Genomic DNA, 24516 nt, shown 5'->3' with positions numbered 1-24516 from the left:
TCATTGGCGGGGTTGCCCGGTATCAATCCGGCAAACCTATAAGGATCATCGGTTCAAGCACGCTGAATATCGGCGGTGTGGACTCCTGTAGAGCCTCAAGGATCGCTGCATAGTCTTGGGTGTTTGGCATCTGATGCATCAACGCCCAGTAGTCCGCTTCGACCTGTGGCAGTGCCATCGCGTCGGCTGTTTCCCTGAGTACCAGTTTCAGCAATGCGCAGGCTTTGGGCAGGTTTCTTTCAAGCCCGTAGGTGCGATGGGTTTTGGCTTTGTCTTGAGACAGGCCTGCCAGTGCGTAGCCGTACTCAAGCAGCCCCTCCAATTGACCCATCCCAGCCAATTGAATGATCCGTTTTTGTTTTTCTTCGGTACTCACCGTTCCGTCTTGAGCAAAGGCGAGTTCATACACGGCTGGGGGATGCCCGGCGTCGGCAGAACGTTGGATGAGGTCCGCGATCCTTGCTTCGTGCTCTTGACGATCGGCGATCAATTGCGGCCTGTTCCGCAAAGCCAGGGCGAGTTTAAACAGCGCCTCTGGGGCGCCTGTGGCCGCCGCTCTGTTCAGCCACTCGATGTCCTTGGTCATCATGTACAGATAGCTCATGGCATCGGTGTCATGGGCGTTTGCGGCATTGGTTGCCAGTTCCCTGGCTTTTGCGAGTGATTCGACATCACCCAGCCTCATCAGAGCAGGTATGTGGTTCTGGGCGGCAGCCAGGGTAAGCCATCGCCTGGTTGCGGATGTCGCGCGGCGTGCTCCTCCGTCCAGCACCGATTGACACGTGGCCATTGCGTATTGCGCATCTGCATCGCCGGCGGCACCGACGATGGTCAGGTGAAACCTGGCCTTTTTGTATCTGCGTAATCTGAACAGCGCGAATCCGGTGTCTTTGGCGGCTTCTGTCAACTCGGTCAGGGCCGAGTTCAATTGGGCCGGTAGTGCCTTGGCTTCGTTATGCAGTTGTGTGATCAACGCGGACAGAGGGGGCAGCACTTGTGATTCGGTGGACATGACTCATTCCTGTAAGGCGCACTGGATTGTGCGCGGTACAGGTTATGGAGAGCGCCTGGGCTCAAGGCGCTAATTACTTAGCGCATCGCTCGCCCACATTGGGATCTGCGCGCTTTTGGATCAATGATGCATGAGCAATTTGCTCTCAAGATGGTCCAGATGCTGCGTCATCAGTGCCACCGCCGCGGTGCCGTCACGCTGCTCTACAGCCTCCACAATCACCTTGTGTTGCTGCCACGTGCAATAGGTGCAGGCTGTCGTTTCGTAGTGAGCAATGACCAACGAGGTCAATGGCACCAGACGGTTGAGGAACTGCACCAGGGGCCCGTTCCCGGCGATAGCGGCCAGTTGCAAATGGAATTCACCGGACAACCGAATCGCCGGCCCGCGCTGGTCGCGCTCGGTGCAGTCACGTTCGCGGGCGATCAATTCGCGCAGCTGGCGTACCTGTGCCGCTGTCGCCTGGGCGCAGGCCAATTGCACCACGGTCATTTCCGTCATGCGCCGGGCTTCGAGAATCTGCCGGGTCTGCTGGGCATCCGGCGCCGCTACCTGGGCACGCTGGTTGGGGCGCAGGATGATCACGTGCTGCTGTGACAACTTGGCCAGGACGCGACGGATCACGCTGCGGCTCACGCCAAAGAGCTCCCCCAGGCTTTCTTCGGTGAAGCGGCTGGCGGGGGCGATGCGTTGCTCGAGGATGGCGTCGAACAGCTGTGGGTAGATTTCATCTGCCGAGGGCCTCTTGCCCGGCACCCGGCGCAGGCAGGGCAAGGGGTCGCGTTGCAGGGCGTGGACGTTCATGGCCTGTCTCCAATTATTCAGCTGCCCAGATGGTCATCCGGGATGTTCAGGCGAATGCCCATGCGCAAGCCTTCCTGCAGAATGTGCCGACGCATTTCGGCACTGGCCAGGGCGCTGTTCTTGTTGCGGATGGCGCGCACCACGGCTTCGTTTTCCTGCAGGCGTTCGGCCAGGTGCTCCGGGGAATTGCGCAACACCTGGGCGCTTTGCTTGAGCGCCGTGCTGGTTTGCTGCACCACGTTCTGGAAGATCGGGTTGGAGGTCAGGGCAAACAGCTCTTCGTGAAAGTCGATGTAGGCATTCATGCCAGCCTCGGCGTCGCCCGCCTCCAGGGCTTCGCGCATGTCCATCAGGGTCAGGCGCAGTTGGCCGATTTCCTTGCTGCTGATGGATTGGGCGACCAGGCCGACGATGAAGGGTTCGAGGGTATAGCGCAGTTGCAGAATGTCTTCGAGGCTGGCATCGGCCACGGCGTCGCTCGACTGCGGCTCGCTGACGCTGCTTTCCAGCACCACCACGCCTTTGCCGGGCATGGAGCGCACCAGGCCGAGGGTTTCCAGCACGATCACCGCTTCGCGCAGGCTCGGGCGGCTGATGCCCATCTGCTCGGCCAGTTCACGCTGGCCGGGCAGCATTTCACCACGCCGCCATTGGCCGCGTGCCAGGGCGGCGCGCAGTTTTTCTACGACTGAATTGACGACGGTTGAGGTGCTGATCACGTCTCCTGCACTCCTTGAAATTGCGAACACGATAGTCAAGCTGTTGAAGATCACAGTGTGGGAGGGGGCTTGCCCACTCCCACATTTGTCTATGCCGCTTTCAAAATTCCTGATGCGCCGGCAATACCGGTTTCTTGGCCTGGAAGGCATAGCCTTGCTGGCCGTCGAGGACCTTGTTGGCGCGCTGGATATCAATGTCTTTTTCCCAGCGGGCGATGGCCACGGTGGCGACGCAGTTGCCGATCAGGTTGGTCAAGGCACGGCCAATGCCCATGAACCAGTCCACCGCGAGTACCAGCACCAGGCCGACCACCGGAATCGCCGGGATGGCCGTGAGCGTGGCCGCCAGGATCACCAAGGCCGAACCCGGAATGCCGTGGGCGCCTTTGGAGGTGATCAAGGATACCAGCAGGATAGTGAGCAGGTCGGTCATCGACAGCGGGGTTCCGGTCGCGTTGGCAATAAAGACGATGGCCAGGGTCAGGTAGATCGAGAAACCGTCGAGGTTGAACGAGTAGCCGGTAGGAATCACCAGGCCCACGGTGGAGCTGCCAATCCCCAGGTGCTCCAGCTTGCGCATGATCTGCGGCAGCACCGCGTCGGACGACGCCGTGCCCATCACAATCAGCAACTCTTCGCGCAGGTACTTGAGCAGCGGCAGCATGCGCAGGCCCGACAAGCGCATCACCAGGCCGAGGATCAGCGCGACGAAGGCCAGGCAGGTCAGGTAGAACAGGCCCACCAGGCTGCCCAGGTGTTGCAGGGAGTCCAGGCCGTAGGTGCTGGTGGTGAACGCGATCGCGCCGAATACGCCGATCGGCGCCAGGCGCACGATCATGCCCATGATGCGGAAGATCACATGGCTCAGCTCGTTGATCAGCCGCGAGATGCCCGAAGCCGCTTCACCCACCAGATTCAGCGCGCTGCCGAACAGCACGGAGAACAACAGCACCTGCAGCACGTTGTTGTCGGCAAAGGCGCCGATCACCGAGTTGGGGATCAGGTCCATCAGGAACTGGCTGGTGCCCTTGAGGTGCTGGCCCTTGTCGGCGAGTTCATTCAGGCCGGCGGAGGACAATTGCTCCAGATGGATGTTGGCGCCGCTGCCGATGCCGGTGCTGAAGGCCATGATCAGGCCAAGCACCAGGGCGACGGTGGTCAGCACTTCGAAATAGATCACTGACTTCAAGCCAATGCGCCCGACTTTCTTCAAGTCGCCGGCGCCGGAAATGCCGCTGACCACGACGCAGAAGACAATCAGACCGATCAGCATTTTGATCAGCTTGATAAAGCCGTCACCCAGGGGTTTGAGTTGCGAGGAGAATTCAGGAAGGGCCAGGCCGCAAATGATGCCTAGCATCAGGCCGATCACGACTTGCAGGAAAATCGAACGCGAGCACCATCTGAGCATGGGAAGGATCTCTATTCGGTGCCCTGGTGGTTCCAGGGCTTAATTGTTGTGGTCTTACCGGTAAGTCCAGTGCGCGGCCAGTCTACGCCCGGTTTTTTTCAAACTACAAGTAAATATTCGGTGGTCAACCGGACCCGGTCTGACCAGTGGGTCGACAAGCGCCACGCTTGAGCGGTTGACGCCAAGGAATTTTTTTTGCGTATCATCCGCGCTCGGACGCGAGGTGATGAATGGACCAGCCAGGACTGACAACGGATGAAGCCGGGCGCACCCATTGCGCCTGGCGCGACGCCGCGCCGCAATACCCGCATTACCACGACCATGAGTGGGGCATGCCGGTGGCGGATGACGTCCTGTTGTACGAAAAGATTTGCCTGGAAGGTTTTCAAGCGGGGATGGCGTGGATCACCATTCTGCGCAAGCGCGAGCAGTTTCGGCGGGCGTTCGATGGCTTTGATTTTCGCAAGGTGGCGCAGTATGACGAGGCGGATATCGAACGCTTGATGAGCGACCCGGGTATCGTGCGCAACCGGGCGAAAATCCTGTCCACGATCAACAATGCTCGCCGCGCCTGTGAATGGGTGAGTGAAAGCGGTTCGCTGGCGCGCTGGATATGGTCGTTCGAGCCCGGCCCGCAGGAGCGCCCCGCGGTGGTGGACATGGCGTACTGGAAAGCCAATCCGACCTCACCGGCGTCGGTGCGCTTGTCCCGAGCGCTGAAGAAACGCGGCTGGACCTTTGTCGGCCCGACCACCATGTATGCGCTGATGCAGGCGCTGGGGATGGTCAATGACCACCTGGAGGGCTGCATCTGCCGAGGGCGCATCGAAGCGCTGCGCCATCAGTTCGAACGACCCTGAGCGTTCGTCCATTCTCTCAGAGATATTTGAGCCAGGTGATATCCCTGCGCCGCGCCTTGAGTCCGGCAAACCATCGCACCGGCACATACAACGCCAGTGGCAGCGCCAACGCCGCCAGCCACACGGCGCCCATGCTGGCGAAGCCGAAGTAAGCGCCGTGATTGAGCCCGAACAACGCGACACATGCGACATAGAATATTTTGAGCACATACAGGTGTAACAGATAAAAGAACATCGGCGCCGCGCCAAACACCGCCAGCGTGCTGATCCAGCGCTTGTGCCCGGCACGTTCGAACGCCAGCAGCAACAGCAGGCCGATGCCCAGGGTCAGCGCCAGGAACAACAGCGAAGGTGGGTATTTGGTGATGTTGAAGAAGCTCATCACGGTCTGCACCCCGCTGTCATAGGCCTGCCAAGGCTTTTCGCCATACCCGTTGGCCGCCCGCAACAACACAAAACCCAGCAACGCGCCGACGCTCGCCAGCAGCAGATAGCGCTGGCGCACGGCCGGCAGTGCAGCGTTCGAAAACCATGGCCCGAGGCCGTAGCCCAGGGCAATCACGCCGATCCACGGCAGCACCGGGTAGGTCACGCGCAGGCGCAGGGTGTCCGACACCTCGATCCAACTGCGCTCATGCAGGATCGACCACGCCACCTGCGAGGCCGACCCTGCAGTGAAATGCACACCATCAAGCAGGTTGTGCCCGGCAATGATCGCCACCGCCAAGGTTATCAGCAGCGGGCGGGGCAACCATACCAGCGCCGCGAGGGCGATCATGCTCACCCCGATCGCCCAGATAACCTGCAGGTAAATCACGCCCGGCGGCAACTGGAAGGTCCAGGCGAAGTTGACCAGCGTGAACTCCAATACCACCAGAAACAGTCCACGCTTGAACAAAAAAGCCGACACTGCGCCCCGTCCCTGGTATTTCTGAGCATACAGCCAGGCCGACAAACCGGTGAGCAACACAAACACTGGCGCGCAAAGATGGGCGAGGGTGCGGCTGAAAAACAGCGCCGGCTCGGTCGCGTCGATGCTCATCGGGTCGCCCACCTGGCGGTGCAGCAGAAACGTTTCGCGCACGTGGTCGAGCAACATGAAGAGGATCACCAGGCCGCGCAAGGCGTCAATGGAAAGCAGGCGTGGGCGTAGCGCAACAGCATCAGTCATGGGGCGGTTCACAAGGCTGGGCAAAAAAGAAGCGTTATCCTATAACATTAATCAACACATTGCCGCGCCGCACAGGCGAGCTTATCGGAGGTACGGATGACACGCGTGAACCCACCCTCGGCCGAGGCCGTGATCGAATTCTGGAAACAGGCTGGCCCAACGCACTGGTTTGCCAAGAACGATCAGTTCGACGCGACCTTTCGCGAGGCCTTCTACGCCAGTCATCTGCAAGCGGCACGGCGCGAGCTGGACGATTGGCTGGCCTCGGCTTACGGCGCGCTGGCCTTGCTGATCCTGCTGGACCAATACCCACGCAACGCCTTTCGCGGCACCGCGCATATGTTCGCCACCGATCCGCTGGCACGTCTGTATGCGCAGCGGATGGTCGATGCAGGATTGGACGCATTGATCGAACCCGAACTGCGGGCGTTTTGTTATCTGCCGTTTGAACACTCCGAAGACCCTCGCGACCAGCAACGCTCCATCGCGCTCAATCAGCACCTGGACGCCAGCACCTACCACTGGGCCAAGGAACATGCCCGGATTATTCAGCGGTTTGGGCGCTTTCCCCATCGCAATGCGGTGCTGGGGAGGGAGACCACCGATGAAGAGCAGGACTTCCTCAACGCCGGTGGCTTCGCGGGTTAGCCCTATTGAGCCGCCATGTGCGCTATTCCCGCCAGGAATGCCCCCATAAAAACACCGCATTGTCTTTATCGTCCGGGATCTCGTAGCGTTGAGCCTCATTTCAAGGAGATGGTCCATGAGCCACGGTCCGCTGCGCCTCTACGTTGATTCGCTGTTTACCAGCCCCTATGCCATGTCGGTGTTCGTCGCCTTGCGGGAAAAGGGCCTGGCGTTCGAGACCGTGCCCCTGGACCTGGACGCCGGCCAGCACCAGGCCGTGGATTACGCGCGACTGTCACTGACCCAGCGGGTGCCGACACTGGAGGAGGGCGAGTTCTCCTTGTCGGAGTCTTCGGCGATTATTGAATACCTGGACGAGGCCTATCCCGAGACCCGCGTTTATCCGCTCGACCCGCAGCAGCGGGCGAGGGCGCGGCAAGTGCAGGCGTGGGTGCGCAGCGATTTGCTGCCGATTCGCCAGGAGCGCTCGACCCTGGTGGTGTTCTGCGGGCAGAAGATGCCGCCGCTGTCGCCGGCAGCCGACGCGGCAGCAGGCAGGTTGATCAATGTGGCGCATGCTTTGCTGGCGGATGACCGTGAGTACCTGTTCGGCACCTGGTCAATTGCCGACGTGGACCTGGCGGTGATGCTCAATCGCCTGATCCTCAACGGCGACGCCGTGCCCGCGCAGCTGGTGGCTTACGCCCGGCGTCAATGGCAAAGGCCATCCGTGCAGGCATGGATCAACCAGCCACGCCCTGGGATGTAGGGTTCTCGTTCATTTGCGCGACGCGCCGGTCCAGGTCTTCCCAATCGGCCATACCCAGCACGCGCGTGGTGTTCAAGCCGCGCAGGTAGCCACGCAGTTGCTGGGCGCTGGCCGCTTGCTCGGCGGCAACGCTCGTCTCGCTCAGCAGCACGTCTTCATACTCGGCCAGGTAATCGGCGACGCGCTCGCGGAACTCCGGCAATACCGCCTCGCGGATGCGGTCGAAGGTTTTCTGGTGACGCTTCATGGCATGGTCCTTATAGTTTTATGGGGCGGGGCTCCCTGACACTATCGGTTCAAATGATAGTCACCATCAAGGATCACACGTTCTGTTTTTACGGCAAAAGCGCAAAATCCGCTCATCGAAACGCGACTCAAGGAAATGCGCGATGAGGACTCTGATCCAGCTGGCTTTGATCACCCTGATGCTCGGCACCGCCGTGCTGACCAACCCGGCCGTTGCCGATGAGCTGCGTACGGGCCATTTGCTGCCACTCGCCGCTAGCGTAAACTCCCTGCAGCGCGCCCAGTCGGTGGGGGTGTTGTACAGCGAAAACACGCGCGACAACCTCAGCTACCTTGAGCGCTACCACGCCATGGCGTTGAACGGCGCCAAGGATGCCCTGGACGCGCGTATCCGCGAGGCGTTCGTCAACAGTTCCGATCCGGAACTGGCCATCGACTGGCTGATGAACTCGTTGCAAGGCACATTTGTCTCGGTGACGGTCTATGGCAGCCTGGATGCTCTGGTGCAGGCGCATCCGGACGTCGCCGTGGTGCTCGATACCCATAACCAATTGCTGACCCAGCGTAACGATGTGGTCGAGGCGCACTTTACTGCACGTTTCTATGATGCCGATCTGCACTACATTGCCAAGGCCGAAGGCTCGGTGGACAAGCAGGTGCCGTCGGTGTGGGTGCATGACAAGTCAGCACTCGAGATTGCCGCGCAGATCGAGCAGCAGCGAGATGTACAACAAGATGCCTTGAAGCAGTTTGACGCCTCCCTAAAAGCCCTGGTCCGCGCAGGTTGATACGCGGATCGACAGGCACCTATTTTGTTATTTTTCAGGAATGTTTATGCGCGCTTTTTTCGCCCCGGCCCTGGCCCTAGCTTCCCTGGCGCTGACCGGTTGTATCACGGCTCCGAATGCCCCATCGCTGACCCTGCACACCGCCAAAACCCCTGAAGGCTATGTGCAATGCGTATTGCCCAAGCTTGAAAAGCACGGCATCACCTCGACCGTGACGCAGAACTCGCGCCACGCCAAGGTGCTGTTGACCAGCAAGATCGCGGCCGATGATGTGCTGGAAGCCTACAAATCCCAGGATGGCACCAAGGTGTTCCTGTATGAGCGCAAACCGTTGGCTTCGGCGATCAAGGCGTCGCGGCTCGAGCAGGCGGCGCAGGATTGCCAGTAACCTTGAACTGGAATAAAGATTAAATGTGGGAGGGGGCTTGCCCCCGATCGCGGTGGGTCAGTCAGCTAATTTGTTACTGACCCACCGCTATCGGAGGCAAGCCCCCTCCCACATTCAGGGTTTTGCCTCGTTGCTGAAGGCATTGACCGTCTTGACCAGCCCCTGCGCCGCCAGCGCGACCAACTCACCGCCTTTGTCCACCGTTGCCAATGCAGGGTCCGAGCCCATGCGCCCGTCGGGGAAGCGTGCGCGGAAGTCCAGCGCTTCACGGATCGGGCCGGTGCTGGCGATTTGCGGCGAGTACTCGGCCGACTTGATCGAGTCAGGGTAGGCCCATTGCGTCACGGCGATTTCCGACGGCGTGGCGTGGCTGCCATGGCCCACCGGAAATTGGCGCTGCGCCAGGTCAGTGACGCCTTCCAGGTCCCACCAGTTGACCAGCTTCAATGCGAACCCCGCCGGGCGGCGGGCAAAGCTGGCTTCGGCGTAGAGTTCGGAAAACGCCGCTTCGATGGTGGCGATATTGCCGCCGTGGCCGTTGAGGAACAGGATCTTGTCGAATCCATGCCCGGCCAGCGAGCGCACCCAGTCGCCGATCGCGGCAATAAAGGTGGAAGGGCGCAGCGAGATGGTGCCGGGAAAGCCCAGGTGGTGCTGGGCCATGCCGATGTTGAACGTCGGGCCGACCAGGATATCAGCCTGCTTCTGCGCCTCGACGGCGATGATCTCCGGGCACATCCAGTCGGTGCCCAGCAGGCCGGTGGGGCCGTGTTGCTCGTTGGAGCCGATGGGAATTATCACCGTGCGGCTGCGCTGTAGAAACTGCCCGATCTCGATCCAGGTGGACTTGTGTAGAAGCATGCGACGCTCTCTTTTATCTGTGGGACAGGCTATCCGCCACGGATTGTACGACTACTCGCCACCTGTTGGGGTTTGCAATTGAGATAGGTCGAAGACTTCAACCAGCGCTGGTCGGGGTACCACGAGAACATGAATTGTCCGTCCTTGAGCTTGTCCACCACTTGGCGTGCGACTTGCGGGCGCACCGCCGGGCAGCCCTGGCTTCGGCCGATACGCCCTTCGCGCTTGCTCCATAGCGGGCTGACGTAGTCGGCGGCATGAATCACGATGGCGCGGTCGCGGGCCAGGTCATTGAAGCCAGGCTCCAGGCCGTCCATGCGCAGCGAGTAGCCGTGGGTGCCGAGGTAGCTTTCCTGGGTGCGGAACAGCCCCAGGCTGGACTGGTGGCTGCCTTCGAGATTGGAAAATTCGGTGGCGAAATTTTCGCCGGACTTGGCGCCGTGGGCCACCAGGTCACGCAGTACCAGGGTCTGTTTGCGCAGGTCGAAGATCCACAGCCGACGGGCGGTAGAAGGCTGGGAGTAGTCAATCACCGCCAGGCGATCGGAACGTTCCTCGCCGTTATTGACTGCGCACTGCACCGCGCCCAGGGCGCTTTTCAGCACGATGGGATTGAGTTCTGGAGCCGAGCGCGCCAGGCTGCTATACAAGGAAGGAGAAGGGCCATTGGCGGCGAGCGCAACATTGCTCAATAACGCCAGGCTCGCAGTGATCAGGCCCAGGGTGGTTAATCCGAGCCGGCGCATTAAAGTCAGCATCTACAGTCGAGTCCCCGCTGTGGAGTGGAGCTAAGTCAATTGTTCAAAAAACACGCATGTTACTTGAGCATTTGCCTGCTCGTTACACCACTGGTCGCCACGGCCGAAGCGCTGCCGCTGGAGCCGTTGCCGGTCACGACTCCGGCACCGATCGACCTGGCGCCGCTGCAACAGGCCCTGGCGCAGTTGCCCAGTGTCTGCCCGCAGCTCGCGCCGCGTATCGACGCCAGCGCGCAATTGCGCCTGCAAGCCTTTTACCAGCAGCAAGGCGACGCGCCGCTGTGGTCGGCCGACGAGCGTCGACAGGCCTTGCACAGCCAGTTGCTGATGCTGGCCGACGACGGTCTGGACCCCACCCACTATAGCCTGCCCGCTGCAGATGCCACGGCGAATGTGCTGTGCAGCGATATCGCGATCAGCCAGCAGTACCTCCAGGCCCTGCAGGATTTGCATTTCGGGCGCCTGCAGCAATCGCGCTTCGAACCGCTCTGGCACGCCCAACCGCCTGTCGATGAGCCAGACACCGCCGTGCTGGCCTTCGCTGCCACCGGCTTGCAGGACATGGCCCAGGCGTTCGACCAGGCGCGTCCCAGCGCGGATTTGTATCGCAGCCTGCGCAACGCCTATTCCAGTGCGCGCCAGCAGCCGCTGCCGCAGTGGGAGGCGGTGAGCAATGGGCCGCTGTTGCGCCCGGGCATGGAAGACCCACGGGTGCCGGAACTGGCGCGGCGCCTGTACCGCGGCGGGTACCTGACCCAGGAACCCAAGGGCAGCGCCAGGCAGTACCGCCCCGACCTGGTCGCTGCGGTCAAGGCCTTCCAGCTCAGCCATTCCCTGCAGTCCGACGGTGTGATCGGCGCCGGCACCGTGGCCGAACTCAATATCAGCCCTTTGACGCGCCGCGACCAGTTGCGCATCAACCTCGAGCGGTTCCGCTGGCTGGCCCGGGACCTGGAGCCCGAAGGCGTGGTGGTCAACATTGCGGCCGCGCAACTGAGCGTGTATCAGGGCGGCATTCCCGTGTGGCAGACCCGCCTGCAAGTGGGCCGCGCCGAGCGCCAGACACCGCTGCTCAAGTCGCGCATCACGCGACTGACCCTCAACCCTACGTGGACCATCCCGCCCACCATCATGCGCGAGGACAAGTTGCCGGCCATCCGCCTCAATCCGCACTATCTGCGCCAGCAGAACCTGCAAGTGCTTGACGCCGAAGGCCACCCGCTGACCCCGGATCAGGTCGACTGGGCGCGCCCCGGCAATATCCTGCTGCGCCAGGAGGCGGGGCCGCGCAACCCGTTGGGCAAGATCGTGATGCGTTTTCCCAACCCGTATTCGGTGTACCTGCATGACACGCCGAGCCAGCCGCTGTTTACCAAGGGGCCGCGGGCGTTCAGCTCAGGGTGCGTGCGGGTCGAACAACCGCTGCTATTGCGCGACCTGCTGGTGAGCCCGGCCGAACGTACGCGCAGCGATGAGCTGCTGGCCACCGGCGTCACCCATGAATTCAGGCTGGCCACGCCGGTACCGGTGCTGCTGGGGTATTGGACGGTGGAAGTGGATCGCCAGGGAAGCCTGGTGTACGCGCCGGATATCTACGCGCGCGACCCGGTATTGATCAAGGCCATGGGGAGTGTGCTGTAGAACTGAGTGGCCAGGTACCCATGTGGGAGGGGGCTTGCCCCCGATAGCGGTGTGTCAGCCAGCTTATCTGTCGCTGACACACCGTCATCGGGGGCAAGCCCCCTCCCACATTTGGACCTTTACCTACTCAGGCATCAATTGCTGGCGGCACTCCAGCACCAGCCGCGCGCCGCCCAGTTCGCTGGTGGCCACGTCCAGCTTGAAGCCGTGCAGGTTGATGATCGCCGCGACAATCGACAGGCCCAGGCCAAACCCGCCTTGTTGGTCACTCTCATCGACCCGATAGAAGCGTTGGAACACCGAGGCGCGTTCGGCCGCAGGAATCCCCGGCCCGGAGTCGAGCACTTCGATCCGGGTGCTGCCCACATCATTGAGCGCGCGCAGGATTACCGTGCCGCCCGGCGGGGTGAACTTGATCGAATTGCTCAGCAGGTTGGCCAGGGCCTCGAACAGCAGCGCGCGGTCGCCGGTAATCCAGGGCAGTGAATCCGGGGTCTGCAGCAGCAGTTGCAGCTCGCCTTCCTCGGCCAGGGGCAGGTAGAAGTCGTGCAGCTCGCGCAACAGCGGGAGTGGGTCCATCAGCAGAAAGCCCGAACGACGCTGGTGGTCTTCCAGTTCCGAAATCCGCAGCAAGCCGCGAAAACGCGCCATCAGCGTGTCGGTTTCGGCAATCGCGTCATCGAGCTTGACCGCATGGGCCGAATCTTCCTCCGCTTGTTGCTTGATGCGGTAAAGCTGCGCACGCAAGCGCGTCAGCGGGGTGCGCAGATCGTGGGCGATGTTGTCGCACACACCCTTGACCTCGTTCATCAGCTTTTCGATGCGGTCGAGCATGGCGTTGACGATGGCCGCGAGCATGTCCAGCTCATCGCGCCGGTTCGACAGCGGCAAGCGATGCGTCAGGTCGCCGGCGACGATGGCCTCCGCGCTCGCCTGAATGCCGCGAATGCGCCGCAGCGGACGGCGGCGCAGCAGGTGCCAGCCGGCGGCGCCTGGGATGATGGTCAGCGACAGGGCCCACAGCAGGGCATGCCAGATGATGCGGGTCACGCCGAACAGCGAGCCGTTGGCGCGCACCAGCACCAGCCAGCGGCCGTCTTCGGTGTGGGTAGCCACGGCGTCGCAGCTGTCCTTGGGCAGTTTCGGGTCATCGGAATCGACACAGTTGGCCAGGGCGTGGATCTTGCCATCGAGCGGCAAGTCCGGCGGCACGGCGCGGATCGGCCCGCTCAAAGGACGAAATTGTTCGTCGAACAGGCCATAGGCATCCACGCCTTTCATGTCGAACGTCATGCTGGTGGTCAGCGCCTCCACCAGTTCTTCACCGTCGAAGCGCTGGAACAGATGCTGGCGCTGCAGCAGCGAATGGCGTGACAGGTCGCTGAGGTAACCCGACACCTCGTAATACAGCACCCCCATGAGGATGCAGCTCCACGCGACGAACAGCGAACTGTACAGCGCCAGCAATCGACTGCTGGAAGAGCGCCAGCCCTTAGAGGGGTTCAGCAATGACATATCCCGAGCCTCGTACCGTGCGAATCAGCGGCGTGAGGCCCGGCGGGTCGATTTTCTTGCGCAGGCGACCGATGTGCACGTCGATCAGGTTGGTGCCGGGATCGAAGTGATAGCCCCAGACTTCCTCGAAGATCATCATCCGCGACAGGATCTGCCCGGTGTTGCGCATCAGAAATTCCAGCAGCTTGTACTCGGTGGGCAACAGGCTCAGCGGTTGATCGGCGCGGCTGGCTTCGCGGCTGATCAGGTTCAGTTCGAGGTCGGCCACGCGCAGGGCGGTTTCGAATTCCTTGACCGTGCTTTTACGTCGCAGCAGCACTTCGACGCGGGCGGCCATCTCATCGGACGCGAAGGGCTTGGTCAGGTAGTCGTCACCGCCGGCGCGCAGGCCGCGCACGCGTTCGTCCACGTCGGAGAGGGCGCTGATCATCAGAATCGGCGTCGACACCCCGATGGTGCGCAGGGTGGTGACGATGGCCAGGCCATCGAGTTCGGGCAGCATGCGGTCGAGGGTGATCAGATCGTAATCACCACTGACGGCACGGACCAGGCCTTCGCGGCCATTGTCCACCCAGTCTACGTCCAGTCCATGGCTACTCAGCTCGGCGACGATCTCGCGGGCCGTTACGGCGTCATCCTCGATGGTCAAAATGCGGGTCATAGGATTACCTGGTGAGCGTTCACACTAGAAGTGCGGGCATTTTGCCAAGAAGTTGCTGAATGTTTCCTAAATAAAACTTCATCTAGGCAAATCAGTGTGGGAAGGGGCTTGCCCCCGATAGCGGTAGGTCAGGCTATCAATTCTTTCCAGACACACCGCTATCGGGCGCAAGCTCCCTCCCACATCGGGTGTTCAACAGGAGAATGCATAACGCCCGTTCCCAAAACAGCATTCTTGCAACTTGCATGATTTTAAGAAGTTCAATTTAGTTAACTTGTTGAAATATAAGAAGTTTGTTTTTTGCCTTGGCTGGCACGCTGCCTGCACTGTCCTTTTTGAGACTTGTAACACTATTTTTCATGCCTGGAGCAAAACAACAATGATCACATCCTCATCCACGCTGCAAGAGTCAAGCGCGCTCTCCGGGGTTTCCTGGGGGGCGATTTTTGCTGGGGCGGCCGCGGCTGCCGCACTGTCCCTGATCCTGGTGCTGCTGGGCTTCGGCCTGGGTTTTTCGGCGGTGTCGCCGTGGGCCGACAGCGGCATGAGCGCCAAGGGGCTTGGCATTTCCACGATTGTCTGGCTGGCATTCACCCAAATCGTTGCGTCGGGCCTGGGCGGCTATATTGCCGGTCGGTTGCGCGTGAAGTGGGCCAATCTGCATGGCGATGAGGTGTACTTCCGTGACACCGCACACGGCTTCCTGGCCTGGGCGGTCGCGACACTGATCACGGCGATGCTGGTGGTCGGTTCGGTCAGCAGCGTGGTCAGCGGCGGCGTGAAAGCCGGTGCCAGCGTTGCGTCGGGCGCCGCCAGCGGTATGTCCCAAGCCGCCGGCAGCGTAGCCAAGGGCGCCCACAGTGGCGACTTCGGTTACTACGTCGACAGCCTGTTCCGCGACGACCGCCCTGCAGCGGTCAGCGATGACGCCGCCCATGCCGTGGTCGGTCGCATCTTTGCGCGTACGTTGAGCAATGACGGCCAACTGGCTCCGGAAGACCGTACCTACCTGGCCCAATTGATCAGCCAGCGCACCAACCTCAGCCAGGCCGATGCCGAGGCGCGGATCGACAAGGTTTACGGCGATGCCCGTAAAGCCATCGAAGACGCCAAGGTCAAAGCCAAGCAAGCTGCCGACACCGCTGCAAAAGTCGCGGCCTACACCTCGCTGTGGACCTTCGTCGCGCTGCTGATCGGTGCATTCTTCGCCAGCTTCGCCGCAACCTTCGGCGGTCGCCGCCGGGATGCCGTGGTGTACGTCGAAACCGAAAACTACATTCGTTAAATCAAGGAGAACAAGATGCGCTCATTACTGCTGTGGTTCCTCGGCGTGCCGATTCCGCTGATTATCCTGATTGCCATTTTCATGCACTAAATCTGAGCCTGGCTCAATGTGGGAGGGGGCTTGCTCCCGATAGTGGAGTGTCAGTCAGCCGATTCGGCGACTGACACCCTGCTATCGGGGGCAAGCCCCCTCCCACATTTGGTTGGCGGTGAACCAGCCTTAGTCGTCGAACCCCACCTGCTCGTGAATCTCGTCCACCTTCAACTCCAACCGATACGCCACTGCAATGAACAACGCCTGGCACAGGCACAGCGTGGCGCTCAGTGAACGGAAGGCAAACGAGGAGCCTTCATTGACCAACAGCACAGCGTTCGCCCGCTTGGCCAGGGGCGACAGGTTGCTGTCGGTGATAATCAGTGTCTTGGCCTGGTGATGCTGGGCGATGCGCAGGCAGTGCTGGGTCTCTTTGCCGTAGGGCGTAAAGCTGATCGCGATCACCAGGTCATTGGCGCGCACGCTGCGCATCTGTTCGCGGTAGCTGCCGCCCAGCCCCGAAACCAGGTGAATGCGCTTGTTGGTGTGCTGCAGGTTGTAGACCAGGTAGTCGGCCACCGCGAATGAGCGGCGTACACCGACCACGTAGATATTGTCGGCATTCACCACCAGGTCCACGGCCTTGTCGAAGGCTGCGTCATCAAGCTCAAGCCCCAGCCGTTCGATGCCGGATAACGTGGCGTTGACGCACTCACGCGCCAGGTCGCCGCCGCTGGCCTTCTGCGACTTGTTGGCGATCATGCTGCGGATGCGCTGCTGGTAGTTCTGTACCGGCGTGGTCTTGTGCGTATACGCCTCGCGAAACAGCGCCTGCATCTCACTGAACCCGCTGAAGCCGAAACGCTGGGAAAACCGCACGATGGCCGAGGGGTGCACTTCACATTCGCCGGCGATGTCGCTGATGCGATCGACCATGATCCGGTCGCTCTGCTGGCTCATGTAGCTGGCGATGCGCTTGAGTTGGCGCGGCAGGCTTTCGTATTCCTCGGTGATCAGCTGCAACAGGCGTTCGGCATTGATCGGAGGGCTGGCGATTGGATCTTCCAGATGGGTCTCGGGATCGGTGCGGGACATGGGCAATCCTTCTGGCGTGTTCGTCTGGTGCGCTGATGGGTGGCGCAAGTCTACAGGGTAGGCGTAAAAAAATACCTCGGCATCACGGCCTGCGCGGGCTGCTGAAACGATGCACGACGGCTGTCACTGCATTATGCCGGCTTATTGGAAAAAATATTCCACTAAAAATAATTATGGAATAAATATTGATTGCCGCCGCCGGACGTTCTAGTCTGCTCCCACCAAGAGCGTTTGCCGTCGCCACGGCGGCACAACGCAGGCTGATAAAAATAACAGGAGCCAGCATGGGCCAGACTCGTTTTGCCAGTGGGCGTCAATTGGATCTGATTTGCCTCGGGCGCCTGGGCGTCGACCTCTACGCACAGCAAGTGGGTGCGCGGCTTGAGGACGTGTCCAGCTTTGCCAAGTACCTCGGCGGTTCCTCCGCCAATATCGCCTTCGGCACGGCGCGGCTGGGGCTCAAGTCCGCCATGCTGAGCCGGGTAGGGGACGACCATATGGGCCGCTTCCTCGTGGAGTCCCTGGCCCGTGAAGGCTGCGACGTCAGCGGCATCAAGGTCGACCCGGAACGCCTGACTGCCCTGGTGTTGCTGGGCCTGAAGGACCGCGAAACCTTCCCACTGGTGTTCTATCGCGAAAACTGCGCCGATATGGCCCTGCGTGCCGAGGACATCAACGAAGCCTTCATTGCCTCCAGCAAAGCGCTGCTGATCACCGGTACGCATTTCTCCACCGACGGCGTATACAAGGCCAGCATCCAGGCCCTGGACTATGCGGCCAAACACAACGTCAAGCGCGTGCTGGATATCGACTATCGCCCGGTGTTGTGGGGCCTGGCGGGTAAGGCTGACGGCGAGACCCGTTTTGTCGCCGACCAGAATGTCAGCCAGCATGTGCAGAAAATCCTGCCGCGTTTCGACCTGATCGTTGGCACCGAAGAAGAATTCCTGATTGCCGGCGGCAGTGAAGATTTGCTCACTGCGCTGCGCACCGTGCGTGAACTGACCCCGGCCACCCTGGTGGTCAAGCTTGGCCCGCAAGGCTGCACGGTAATCCAGGGTGCGATCCCGGCGCGGCTGGAAGATGGCGCCATCTACCCGGGCGTGCGGGTTGAAGTGCTCAACGTGCTGGGCGCCGGCGATGCCTTTATGTCGGGCTTTCTCAGCGGCTGGATCAATGACGCCAGCGATGAGCGTTGCAGCCAGTTGGCCAATGCCTGCGGCGGTCTCGTCGTCTCGCGCCACGCCTGTGCGCCGGCCATGCCGACGCCTGCCGAGCTGGATTATCTGTTCAGCAGCCCGGTGCCGATCACCCGGCCTGACCAGGATGTGACGCTGCAGCGCCTGCACCGCGTCAGCGTGCCGCGCAAGGCCTGGAAGCAACTGTTCATCTTCGCCTTCGACCATCGCTGGCAACTGGTGGACCTGGCGCAACGCGGCGGCCAGGACCTGACCCGCATCAGCGAGATCAAGCAGCTGTTTATCCAGGCCATCGAACGCGTGGAAAAAAAGCTCGCCGAGCAGGGCGTCGAGGCCGATGTGGGCCTGTTGGCCGACCAGCGCTTCGGCCAGGACGCGCTCAACGCCGCCAGCGGTCGCGGCTGGTGGATCGCGCGCCCGGTTGAAGTACAGAATTCGCGCCCGCTGGCCTTCGAGCACGGCCGTTCGGTTGGCAGCAACCTGATCGCCTGGCCCCAGGAACAGATCATCAAGTGCCTGGTGCAATACCATCCCGATGACGAGCCGATGCTGCGCCTGGAACAGGAAGCGCAACTGAAGGCGGTGTACGACGCCTCCCTGGTCAGCGGTCATGAACTGCTGCTGGAAGTCATCCCGCCCAAGGATCACCCGTCCACTTATCCCGACGTGCTCTACCGCAGCCTCAAGCGCTTGTACAACCTGGGCATTTACCCGGCGTGGTGGAAGATCGAAGCGCAATCGGCCGAGGACTGGGAAAAGCTTGATGCACTGATCCACGAACGCGACCCGTACTGCCGGGGTGTGGTGCTGCTGGGGCTGAATGCGTCGGCGCAATTTCTCGCCGACGGCTTCAAGCAGGCCAGCCAGAGCACCACCTGCCGTGGTTTTGCAGTGGGCCGCACGATCTTCCAGGAGCCGAGCAAGGCGTGGATGGCGGGGGAGATCGATGATGAGACGTTGATCCAGCAGGTGCAGGCCACGTTCGAGCAACTCATCAGCGCCTGGCGCAGTGCGCGAAATTAAATAAGGTCAAATGTGGGAGGGGGCTTGCCCCCGATAGCGGAGTGTCAGGCAACACTTCAGTCACTGATCTACCGCTATCGGGGGCAAGCCCCCTCCCACATAAAGCAGAAAGCAGATTTTCAGTGTTAGTTGAAAACAATAAAAGGTGCAGCCATGCCCGCAATCCGAATTGGCATCAACCCGATCTCCTGGAGCAACGACGACCTGCCGGCCCTGGGCGGTGAAACGCCGCTAAGCACCGCCTTGAGCGAAGGCAAGGAGATCGGCTACGAAGGGTTTGAACTCAACGGCAAATTCCCCAAGGACGCCAAGGGCGTGGGCGATGTACTGCGCCCCTATGACCTGGCGTTGGTCTCCGGCTGGTATTCCAGCCGCCTGGCGCGGCGTTCGGTGGCCGAGGAAATCGAGGCCATCGCCGGCCACGTCGAGTTACTGAAACACAACGGCGCCAAAGTGCTGGTGTACGGCGAGGTGGCCGATTCGATCCAGGGCTCGCGCATCCGCCTGATCGAGCGCCCGCGTTTCCATAGCGAGCAGGCTTGGCAGGATTACGCCGACAAACTCACGGAGCTGGCGCGTTTCACCTTGTCCCAGGGCGTGCGCCTGGCTTATCACCACCATATGGGCGCCTACGTCGAATCCCCGGAAGACATCGACCAGTTGATGCGCCGCACCGGTCCGGAAGTCGGCCTGTTGTTCGATTCGGGCCACTGCTACATGGGCGGCGGCGAACCTTTAGCGGTGTTGCGCAAACATATCGAGCGCATCTGCCACGTGCATTTCAAGGACGTGCGCAAACCCGTGGTGCAACTGGCGCGCAACCAGATGTGGAGCTTTCCCGACTGCATCGTCAACGGCACCTTCACCGTGCCTGGCGATGGCGATATCGATTTTGCCGAATTGCTCGATGTGCTGCTGGCCGCCGGTTACACCGGCTGGCTGGTGGTCGAGGCCGAGCAGGACCCGGCGGTGGCGCCCAGCTATATCTACGCGAAAAAGGGCTATGACACGTTGCGAGCATTGCTCGACGAGAGGACTTAATCATGAGCTTGCTGGTCAAGAGCAACACACGTGGGCAGACCATGGTCGCCCTGGAAGCAGGGCGCCTGGAGTATGTCGGTTTCAGCGCTTATCGCCTGAGCCTGGGCGAAACCCTGCCGGTCAGCGCCGGTGATAAAGAACTGTGCCTGGTGCTGCTCAGCGGCCGGGTAAATATCCAGGGCGAGGGCTTCGACTGGCAGAATCTCGGTGATCGCCAGTCGGTATTCGAAGACAAATCGCCGTTCGCCGCCTACCTGCCGCCCGGCACTGCGGCCCAGGTCACCGCCTTGAGCGACGTGCAGATCGCGGTCTGCGCAGCGCCCGGTGCGCAGGGTTACGAACCGCGCCTGATCCGTCCCGAAGACTGCAAGCGCAGCGTGCGCGGTAAAGGTGCCAACACCCGTTATGTGTGCGACATCCTGCCCGACAGCGAGCCGGCGCATTCATTGCTGGTGGTGGAAGTTCGCACGCCGTCCGGGCATTCATCGAGCTACCCGCCGCACAAGCACGACATCGATGACCTGCCGCACCAGAGCTTTCTGGAAGAGACCTATTACCACCAGATCAATCCGCCCCAGGGCTTCGTATTCCAGCGCGTGTACACCGACGATCGCAGTATTGACCAGGCCATGGCCGTGGAAAACAGCGACCTGGTGGTGGTGCCCAAGGGTTATCACCCGGTCAGCGTGCCGTACGGTTACGAGTCGTATTACCTGAACGTCATGGCCGGCCCCAAGCGTGCCTGGCATTTCCACAACGACCCGCAGCACAGTTGGCTGCTGGACCTCTGAACGGTTTCGCACGGAGAACAACAACAATGAAGTCGCCGCTACGCTTTGCCCTTAACCGTATGGTCGCACCCAACCTGTCCCTGCCGGACTTCATCCAGTTGGCCGCGTCGCTCAAGTGCGATGCCATCGAGATCCGCAATGATCTCAAGGACCGCCAGATCGAATACGGCGCGCCGGCCAGCCGCGTGCGCCAGTTGTGCGCGGCGCAGGGCATCACAGTGTTGTCGATCAACGCGCTGTATCCCTTTGACGTGTGGAACGATGAGCGCCGGACCCAGGCGCTCGAACTTGCCGCCTATGCCCGTGAATGCGGCGCCCAGGGCCTGGTGATGTGCCCGTTCAACGAGCCGGGCGACACGCGCACCGATGCCCAGCGCGCCGCCGGTTTGCGCACGGCCTTGAGCGAACTGGCGCCGATCCTGCGCGAATACGGCATCCTCGGCTTTGTCGAGCCCCTGGGCTTCGAAGAATCCGCCCTGCGCCGCAAGCGCGTGGCGGTTGACGCGATCAAGGCCATCGGCGGCCTGGATGTGTTCCGTGTGGTGCACGACACCTTCCATCATCACCTTGCCAATGAGCATGAGTTCTTCCCGGAACTCACTGGCCTGGTCCACATCTCCGGCGTGGAGGATGCCGAGGCGCCGCTCAACTCGATCCGTGACGGCCACCGCGTACTGGTCGGCGAGGGCGACATCCTCGGCAATACGGCGCAGATCGACACCTTGCTCAGCACCGGCTACAGCGGCTACCTGTCGTTCGAGCCGTTTGCGGCAAGCGTGCATGAGCTGGCGGATATCCAGCAGGCCTTGGGGGCAAGCATTGCCCACCTGAAAAAAAGTTAAGGGGCGCGACATGACCACCACCCGACTGACCATGGCCCAGGCCCTGGTGAAGTTCCTGGATAACCAATACATCGAAGTCGATGGCGTGCAGAGCAAGTTTGTCGCCGGCGTGTTCACCATTTTCGGTCACGGTAATGTGCTGGGCCTCGGCCAGGCGCTGGAGCAGGACAGCGGTGACCTGGTGGTGCATCAGGGCCGCAACGAGCAGGGCATGGCCCACGCCGCCATCGGGTTTGCCAAGCAGCACCTGCGCCGCAAGATCTACGCCTGCACCGCCTCGGTGGGCCCCGGTGCGGCGAATATGCTCACCGCAGCGGCCACCGCCACGGCCAACCGCATTCCCTTGCTGCTGTTGCCCGGCGACGTCTACGCCAGCCGCCAGCCCGACCCGGTGCTGCAGCAGATCGAACAGTTTCACGACTTGAGCATCAGCACCAACGATGCGTTCCGTTCGGTGAGCAAGTACTGGGACCGCATCAACCGCCCGGAGCAATTGATGAGCGCGGCGATCCACGCCATGCGCGTGCTGACTGATCCTGCGCAAACCGGCGCCGTCACCCTGGCGCTGCCCCAGGATGTGCAGGCCGAGGCCTGGGACTATCCCGACTATTTCCTGCAAAAGCGCGTGCACCGCATTGAACGTCGCCCGCCCACCGCCGCGATGCTCGATGATGCGCTGGCGGCCTTTCGTGGCAAGCGCAAACCGCTGATCATCTGTGGCGGCGGGGTGAAATACTCCGGCGCGAATGCCGCGCTGCAAGCCTTTGCCGAGCGCTTTGATATCCCCTTCGCCGAAACCCAGGCGGGCAAGAGCGCGGTGGTGTCCAGTCACCCGCTGAACGTCGGCGGCATTGGCGAGACCGGTTGCCTGGCGGCCAACCTGCTGGCGCCGGAGGCGGATCTGATCATCGGTATCGGCACCCGTTATACCGACTTCACCACCTCGTCCAAATCGCTGTTCAAGCACGCGCAGGTGAAATTTCTCAACCTCAATATCAGCCCGTGCGATGCATTGAAGCTCGACGGCGTGCAAGTGTTGGGCGATGCCAGGGTCGCCCTTGAAGCCCTGGCCGATGCGCTGGGTGATTACCGCGCCGGGTGGGGCGACCAGGTGCGTGACGCCAGGGCGCAACTGGATGCCGAAGTGGACCGGGTGCATCAGGTCGAGTACCAGGGCGATGATTTCGTCCCCGAAGTCGATGACCACCTGGGCCGCGCGGTACTGCGCGAATTTATCGAACTGACCGGCTCCTGCCTGACCCAGAGTCGCGTACTCGGCGTGCTCAACCAGACCCTGGCCGACGACGCCATCATTGTCGCCGCCGCCGGCAGCCTGCCCGGCGATCTGCAGCGCGCCTGGCGCAGCAAGGGCGTGAACACCTACCACGTCGAATACGGCTATTCGTGCATGGGTTACGAGATCAACGCCGCCCTCGGCGTCAAGCTGGCCGAACCGAGCAAAGAAGTGTACGCACTGGTCGGCGATGGCTCCTACATGATGCTGCATTCGGAGTTGGCCACCTCGATCCAGGAGCGCCGCAAGATCAACGTGGTGCTGCTCGACAACATGGCTTTCGGTTGCATCAACAACCTGCAGATCGGCAACGGCATGGACAGCTTCGGCACCGAGTTCCGCTACCGCAACCCCGAGAGCGGCAAGCTCGACGGCGGCCTGGTGCCGGTGGATTTCGCCATGAGCGCGGCGGCGTATGGCTGCAAGACCTACAAGGTCAGCAGCGTGGAACAGCTTGAAGCGGCGCTGGCCGATGCGCGTACCCAAACCGTTTCGACCCTGATCGATATCAAGGTGCTGCCCAAGACCATGGTGCATGGCTACCTGTCGTGGTGGCGAGTGGGGGTGGCGCAGGTGTCCACCAGCGAGCGCACGAATGCCGCTGCAAAAAAACTCAATGAACAGCTGGCTAAAGCCCGGCAGTACTAATAACAAGAGGAGTGTTTGTATGTCGTTGAAGCTTGGAGTAATCGGTACCGGTGCCATCGGCCGTGACCATATTCGTCGTTGCAGCCAGACCTTGCTTAACAGCCAGGTGGTGGCCGTGACGGACATCAACCTTGAGCAAGCCGCCAGGGTCGTTGCAGAGTTGAAACTCACCGCCGAGGTATATCCGGACGGCCATGCGCTGATCAATTCGCCGCAGGTCGAAGCGATTTTGGTGACCTCCTGGGGCCCAAGCCACGAAGAATTTGTGCTCGCCGCCATTGCCGCCGGTAAGCCCGTGTTCTGCGAAAAGCCATTGGCCGTCACCGCCGAAGGCTGCCGCAAGATTGTCGATGCCGAGGTGGCGTACGGCAAGCGGCTGGTGCAGGTCGGTTTCATGCGCCCCTACGACGAAGGCTATCGTGCCTTGAAAGCGGTGATCGACAGCGGCCAGATCGGCGAACCGCTGATGCTGCACTGCGCCCATCGCAACCCGACGGTGGGCGACAACTACAAGACCGACATGGCGATTACCGACACCCTGATCCACGAACTGGATGTACTGCGTTGGCTGCTCAACGACGATTACGCCTCCGTGCAGGTGGTGTTCCCGCGCAAGACCAGCAAAGCCCTGGCCCACCTGCGCGACCCGCAGATCGTCTTGCTGGAGACCGTCAAGGGCACGCGCATCGACGTGGAGGTGTTCGTCAACTGCCAATACGGCTATGACATTCAGTGCGAAGTGGTAGGGGAGAGCGGTATCGCCAAATTGCCGGAGCCTTCGCAGGTGCAGATGCGCAGCGGGGCGAAGTTGTCGAAGGCGATTCTGATGGATTGGAAGGACCGGTTTATCGGCGCCTATGACGTGGAATTGCAGGCGTTCATCGACAGCGTGCGCGCCGGGCAAGTGGGCGGGCCGTCGGCCTGGGACGGCTATGCGGCGGCGGTGGCGGCGGATGCGTGTATTGAAGCGCAGGGCAGTGGGCAGATTGTGCCGGTGAGCCTGCCGGATCGCCCGCATTTCTATGGCTGAACCC

At 61.5% G+C, this 24516-nt stretch carries 25 protein-coding genes; 13 read left to right on the top strand and 12 right to left on the bottom strand.

Translation table 11 applies throughout. The features are described from left to right. Nucleotides 1-22 precede the first annotated feature (22 nt). The 4 genes from PspCFBP13528_RS16875 to PspCFBP13528_RS16860 form a co-directional block, all read right to left on the bottom strand. Nucleotides 23-1012, bottom strand: coding sequence for a sel1 repeat family protein (locus tag PspCFBP13528_RS16875; protein WP_137200792.1), 990 nt, complete (start codon nucleotides 1010-1012; stop codon nucleotides 23-25). Nucleotides 1013-1132: 120 nt separating this feature from the next. Further along, nucleotides 1133-1816: a GntR family transcriptional regulator gene (locus tag PspCFBP13528_RS16870; protein WP_137200790.1), complete on the bottom strand. Its 684-nt coding sequence runs from the start codon at nucleotides 1814-1816 to the stop codon at nucleotides 1133-1135. A gap of 17 nt (nucleotides 1817-1833) precedes the next feature. Then, nucleotides 1834-2535 carry a FadR/GntR family transcriptional regulator gene (locus PspCFBP13528_RS16865; RefSeq protein WP_065952375.1) on the bottom strand — a complete coding sequence of 234 codons (702 nt, stop codon included), beginning with the start codon at nucleotides 2533-2535 and terminating at the stop codon, nucleotides 1834-1836. Between the two features lie 100 nt (nucleotides 2536-2635). Next, nucleotides 2636-3946 carry a C4-dicarboxylate transporter DctA gene (locus tag PspCFBP13528_RS16860; RefSeq protein ID WP_065952376.1) on the bottom strand — a complete coding sequence of 437 codons (1311 nt, stop codon included), beginning with the start codon at nucleotides 3944-3946 and terminating at the stop codon, nucleotides 2636-2638. A gap of 230 nt (nucleotides 3947-4176) precedes the next feature. Here PspCFBP13528_RS16860 and PspCFBP13528_RS16855 point away from each other — a divergent pair, with 230 nt between their 5' ends. Beyond that, entirely contained in the window at nucleotides 4177-4806 is a 630-nt protein-coding gene (locus PspCFBP13528_RS16855) for a DNA-3-methyladenine glycosylase I (RefSeq protein ID WP_137200788.1), read from the top strand. A 16-nt stretch (nucleotides 4807-4822) separates the two neighbouring features. Here the strand turns inward: PspCFBP13528_RS16855 and PspCFBP13528_RS16850 are convergent, their stop codons facing one another. Further along, nucleotides 4823-5977 (bottom strand): DUF1624 domain-containing protein, encoded by a 1155-nt coding sequence (locus PspCFBP13528_RS16850; protein WP_137200786.1) that lies wholly within the window; start codon nucleotides 5975-5977, stop codon nucleotides 4823-4825. A gap of 96 nt (nucleotides 5978-6073) precedes the next feature. On the opposite strand from PspCFBP13528_RS16850, the gene PspCFBP13528_RS16845 reads away from it, so the two are divergent. Next, nucleotides 6074-6625 carry a DUF924 family protein gene (locus PspCFBP13528_RS16845; RefSeq protein ID WP_065952379.1) on the top strand — a complete coding sequence of 184 codons (552 nt, stop codon included), beginning with the start codon at nucleotides 6074-6076 and terminating at the stop codon, nucleotides 6623-6625. 115 nt (nucleotides 6626-6740) lie between these two features. Then, the gene (gene yfcF, locus PspCFBP13528_RS16840) at nucleotides 6741-7373 is read left to right on the top strand and encodes a glutathione transferase (protein WP_137200784.1); all 633 of its coding nucleotides are present in this window, start codon (nucleotides 6741-6743) and stop codon (nucleotides 7371-7373) included. Here yfcF and PspCFBP13528_RS16835 read toward each other — a convergent pair. Then, the gene (locus PspCFBP13528_RS16835; protein ID WP_065952381.1) at nucleotides 7348-7620 is read right to left on the bottom strand and encodes a hypothetical protein; all 273 of its coding nucleotides are present in this window, start codon (nucleotides 7618-7620) and stop codon (nucleotides 7348-7350) included. The two genes, yfcF and PspCFBP13528_RS16835, sit on opposite strands and share 26 nt — an antisense overlap. A gap of 142 nt (nucleotides 7621-7762) precedes the next feature. Between PspCFBP13528_RS16835 and PspCFBP13528_RS16830 the strand changes: the two genes are divergently transcribed. Beyond that, nucleotides 7763-8407 (top strand): ATPase, encoded by a 645-nt coding sequence (locus PspCFBP13528_RS16830; protein WP_101221202.1) that lies wholly within the window; start codon nucleotides 7763-7765, stop codon nucleotides 8405-8407. A 46-nt stretch (nucleotides 8408-8453) separates the two neighbouring features. Beyond that, nucleotides 8454-8795 (top strand): hypothetical protein, encoded by a 342-nt coding sequence (locus tag PspCFBP13528_RS16825; RefSeq protein ID WP_065952383.1) that lies wholly within the window; start codon nucleotides 8454-8456, stop codon nucleotides 8793-8795. 114 nt (nucleotides 8796-8909) lie between these two features. Here the strand turns inward: PspCFBP13528_RS16825 and PspCFBP13528_RS16820 are convergent, their stop codons facing one another. Together PspCFBP13528_RS16820 and PspCFBP13528_RS16815 are read right to left on the bottom strand one after the other, a co-directional pair. Then, on the bottom strand, nucleotides 8910-9656 hold the full coding sequence (locus PspCFBP13528_RS16820; RefSeq protein ID WP_137200782.1) for a creatininase family protein: 747 nt from the start codon (nucleotides 9654-9656) through the stop codon (nucleotides 8910-8912). A 29-nt stretch (nucleotides 9657-9685) separates the two neighbouring features. Beyond that, complete coding sequence (locus tag PspCFBP13528_RS16815) at nucleotides 9686-10414, bottom strand: murein L,D-transpeptidase catalytic domain family protein (RefSeq protein ID WP_101221204.1); 729 nt, start codon at nucleotides 10412-10414, stop codon at nucleotides 9686-9688. 39 nt (nucleotides 10415-10453) lie between these two features. Between PspCFBP13528_RS16815 and PspCFBP13528_RS16810 the strand changes: the two genes are divergently transcribed. Further along, nucleotides 10454-12055 carry a L,D-transpeptidase family protein gene (locus tag PspCFBP13528_RS16810; protein ID WP_137200780.1) on the top strand — a complete coding sequence of 534 codons (1602 nt, stop codon included), beginning with the start codon at nucleotides 10454-10456 and terminating at the stop codon, nucleotides 12053-12055. Nucleotides 12056-12178: 123 nt separating this feature from the next. On the opposite strand, the gene PspCFBP13528_RS16805 is transcribed toward PspCFBP13528_RS16810, so the two are convergent. Together PspCFBP13528_RS16805 and PspCFBP13528_RS16800 are read right to left on the bottom strand one after the other, a co-directional pair. Next, complete coding sequence (locus tag PspCFBP13528_RS16805) at nucleotides 12179-13570, bottom strand: HAMP domain-containing sensor histidine kinase (protein ID WP_101221206.1); 1392 nt, start codon at nucleotides 13568-13570, stop codon at nucleotides 12179-12181. Further along, the gene (locus tag PspCFBP13528_RS16800) at nucleotides 13548-14231 is read right to left on the bottom strand and encodes a response regulator transcription factor (RefSeq protein WP_010564812.1); all 684 of its coding nucleotides are present in this window, start codon (nucleotides 14229-14231) and stop codon (nucleotides 13548-13550) included. The genes PspCFBP13528_RS16805 and PspCFBP13528_RS16800 overlap by 23 nt, the downstream gene beginning before the upstream one ends. Nucleotides 14232-14610: 379 nt before the next feature. Between PspCFBP13528_RS16800 and PspCFBP13528_RS16795 the strand changes: the two genes are divergently transcribed. Then, nucleotides 14611-15516, top strand: coding sequence for a hypothetical protein (locus PspCFBP13528_RS16795; protein ID WP_065952388.1), 906 nt, complete (start codon nucleotides 14611-14613; stop codon nucleotides 15514-15516). 219 nt (nucleotides 15517-15735) lie between these two features. Here the strand turns inward: PspCFBP13528_RS16795 and PspCFBP13528_RS16790 are convergent, their stop codons facing one another. Then, complete coding sequence (locus tag PspCFBP13528_RS16790; protein WP_065952389.1) at nucleotides 15736-16644, bottom strand: MurR/RpiR family transcriptional regulator; 909 nt, start codon at nucleotides 16642-16644, stop codon at nucleotides 15736-15738. An 82-nt stretch (nucleotides 16645-16726) separates the two neighbouring features. Further along, a complete protein-coding gene (locus PspCFBP13528_RS16785) occupies nucleotides 16727-16930 on the bottom strand; it encodes a hypothetical protein (protein ID WP_137200778.1) in 204 nt (67 codons plus the stop codon). On the opposite strand from PspCFBP13528_RS16785, the gene iolC reads away from it, so the two are divergent. From iolC to PspCFBP13528_RS16755, 6 genes are all read left to right on the top strand, one after another. Beyond that, nucleotides 16929-18866, top strand: coding sequence for a 5-dehydro-2-deoxygluconokinase (iolC, locus tag PspCFBP13528_RS16780; RefSeq protein WP_065952390.1), 1938 nt, complete (start codon nucleotides 16929-16931; stop codon nucleotides 18864-18866). The two genes, PspCFBP13528_RS16785 and iolC, sit on opposite strands and share 2 nt — an antisense overlap. Nucleotides 18867-19019: 153 nt before the next feature. Further along, on the top strand, nucleotides 19020-19907 hold the full coding sequence (gene iolE / locus PspCFBP13528_RS16775; RefSeq protein ID WP_137200776.1) for a myo-inosose-2 dehydratase: 888 nt from the start codon (nucleotides 19020-19022) through the stop codon (nucleotides 19905-19907). Between the two features lie 2 nt (nucleotides 19908-19909). Beyond that, complete coding sequence (gene iolB, locus PspCFBP13528_RS16770) at nucleotides 19910-20698, top strand: 5-deoxy-glucuronate isomerase (protein ID WP_137200774.1); 789 nt, start codon at nucleotides 19910-19912, stop codon at nucleotides 20696-20698. Nucleotides 20699-20724: 26 nt separating this feature from the next. Continuing rightward, nucleotides 20725-21540 carry a TIM barrel protein gene (locus tag PspCFBP13528_RS16765; protein WP_137200772.1) on the top strand — a complete coding sequence of 272 codons (816 nt, stop codon included), beginning with the start codon at nucleotides 20725-20727 and terminating at the stop codon, nucleotides 21538-21540. A 10-nt stretch (nucleotides 21541-21550) separates the two neighbouring features. Then, nucleotides 21551-23482 carry a 3D-(3,5/4)-trihydroxycyclohexane-1,2-dione acylhydrolase (decyclizing) gene (gene iolD / locus PspCFBP13528_RS16760; protein WP_137200770.1) on the top strand — a complete coding sequence of 644 codons (1932 nt, stop codon included), beginning with the start codon at nucleotides 21551-21553 and terminating at the stop codon, nucleotides 23480-23482. A gap of 19 nt (nucleotides 23483-23501) precedes the next feature. Continuing rightward, a complete protein-coding gene (locus PspCFBP13528_RS16755) occupies nucleotides 23502-24512 on the top strand; it encodes a Gfo/Idh/MocA family oxidoreductase (protein WP_137200768.1) in 1011 nt (336 codons plus the stop codon). The last annotated feature ends 4 nt before the right edge of the window (nucleotides 24513-24516 follow it).

The sequence above is a fragment of the Pseudomonas sp. CFBP13528 genome (assembly GCF_005233615.1).
Classification (GTDB): Bacteria; Pseudomonadota; Gammaproteobacteria; order Pseudomonadales; family Pseudomonadaceae; genus Aquipseudomonas; species Aquipseudomonas fluorescens_AM.
The sequence above is the reverse complement of the archived record's forward strand: the minus strand, read 5'-3'. Positions and strand labels throughout refer to the sequence as shown.

What these genes read in the sequence shown, in the direction of transcription:
- PspCFBP13528_RS16875 (WP_137200792.1), bottom strand. Translation starts at nt 1,012, where the DNA reads ATGTCCACCGAATCACAAGTGCTGCCCCCTCTGTCCGCGTTGATCACA.
- PspCFBP13528_RS16870 (WP_137200790.1), bottom strand. Translation starts at nt 1,816, where the DNA reads ATGAACGTCCACGCCCTGCAACGCGACCCCTTGCCCTGCCTGCGCCGG.
- PspCFBP13528_RS16860 (WP_065952376.1), bottom strand. Translation starts at nt 3,946, where the DNA reads ATGCTCAGATGGTGCTCGCGTTCGATTTTCCTGCAAGTCGTGATCGGC.
- PspCFBP13528_RS16855 (WP_137200788.1), top strand. Translation starts at nt 4,177, where the DNA reads ATGGACCAGCCAGGACTGACAACGGATGAAGCCGGGCGCACCCATTGC.
- PspCFBP13528_RS16850 (WP_137200786.1), bottom strand. Translation starts at nt 5,977, where the DNA reads ATGACTGATGCTGTTGCGCTACGCCCACGCCTGCTTTCCATTGACGCC.
- PspCFBP13528_RS16845 (WP_065952379.1), top strand. Translation starts at nt 6,074, where the DNA reads ATGACACGCGTGAACCCACCCTCGGCCGAGGCCGTGATCGAATTCTGG.
- yfcF (WP_137200784.1), top strand. Translation starts at nt 6,741, where the DNA reads ATGAGCCACGGTCCGCTGCGCCTCTACGTTGATTCGCTGTTTACCAGC.
- PspCFBP13528_RS16835 (WP_065952381.1), bottom strand. Translation starts at nt 7,620, where the DNA reads ATGAAGCGTCACCAGAAAACCTTCGACCGCATCCGCGAGGCGGTATTG.
- PspCFBP13528_RS16830 (WP_101221202.1), top strand. Translation starts at nt 7,763, where the DNA reads ATGAGGACTCTGATCCAGCTGGCTTTGATCACCCTGATGCTCGGCACC.
- PspCFBP13528_RS16825 (WP_065952383.1), top strand. Translation starts at nt 8,454, where the DNA reads ATGCGCGCTTTTTTCGCCCCGGCCCTGGCCCTAGCTTCCCTGGCGCTG.
- PspCFBP13528_RS16820 (WP_137200782.1), bottom strand. Translation starts at nt 9,656, where the DNA reads ATGCTTCTACACAAGTCCACCTGGATCGAGATCGGGCAGTTTCTACAG.
- PspCFBP13528_RS16815 (WP_101221204.1), bottom strand. Translation starts at nt 10,414, where the DNA reads ATGCTGACTTTAATGCGCCGGCTCGGATTAACCACCCTGGGCCTGATC.
- PspCFBP13528_RS16805 (WP_101221206.1), bottom strand. Translation starts at nt 13,570, where the DNA reads ATGTCATTGCTGAACCCCTCTAAGGGCTGGCGCTCTTCCAGCAGTCGA.
- PspCFBP13528_RS16800 (WP_010564812.1), bottom strand. Translation starts at nt 14,231, where the DNA reads ATGACCCGCATTTTGACCATCGAGGATGACGCCGTAACGGCCCGCGAG.
- PspCFBP13528_RS16795 (WP_065952388.1), top strand. Translation starts at nt 14,611, where the DNA reads ATGATCACATCCTCATCCACGCTGCAAGAGTCAAGCGCGCTCTCCGGG.
- PspCFBP13528_RS16790 (WP_065952389.1), bottom strand. Translation starts at nt 16,644, where the DNA reads ATGTCCCGCACCGATCCCGAGACCCATCTGGAAGATCCAATCGCCAGC.
- iolC (WP_065952390.1), top strand. Translation starts at nt 16,929, where the DNA reads ATGGGCCAGACTCGTTTTGCCAGTGGGCGTCAATTGGATCTGATTTGC.
- PspCFBP13528_RS16785 (WP_137200778.1), bottom strand. Translation starts at nt 16,930, where the DNA reads ATGCTGGCTCCTGTTATTTTTATCAGCCTGCGTTGTGCCGCCGTGGCG.
- iolE (WP_137200776.1), top strand. Translation starts at nt 19,020, where the DNA reads ATGCCCGCAATCCGAATTGGCATCAACCCGATCTCCTGGAGCAACGAC.
- iolB (WP_137200774.1), top strand. Translation starts at nt 19,910, where the DNA reads ATGAGCTTGCTGGTCAAGAGCAACACACGTGGGCAGACCATGGTCGCC.
- PspCFBP13528_RS16765 (WP_137200772.1), top strand. Translation starts at nt 20,725, where the DNA reads ATGAAGTCGCCGCTACGCTTTGCCCTTAACCGTATGGTCGCACCCAAC.
- iolD (WP_137200770.1), top strand. Translation starts at nt 21,551, where the DNA reads ATGACCACCACCCGACTGACCATGGCCCAGGCCCTGGTGAAGTTCCTG.
- PspCFBP13528_RS16755 (WP_137200768.1), top strand. Translation starts at nt 23,502, where the DNA reads ATGTCGTTGAAGCTTGGAGTAATCGGTACCGGTGCCATCGGCCGTGAC.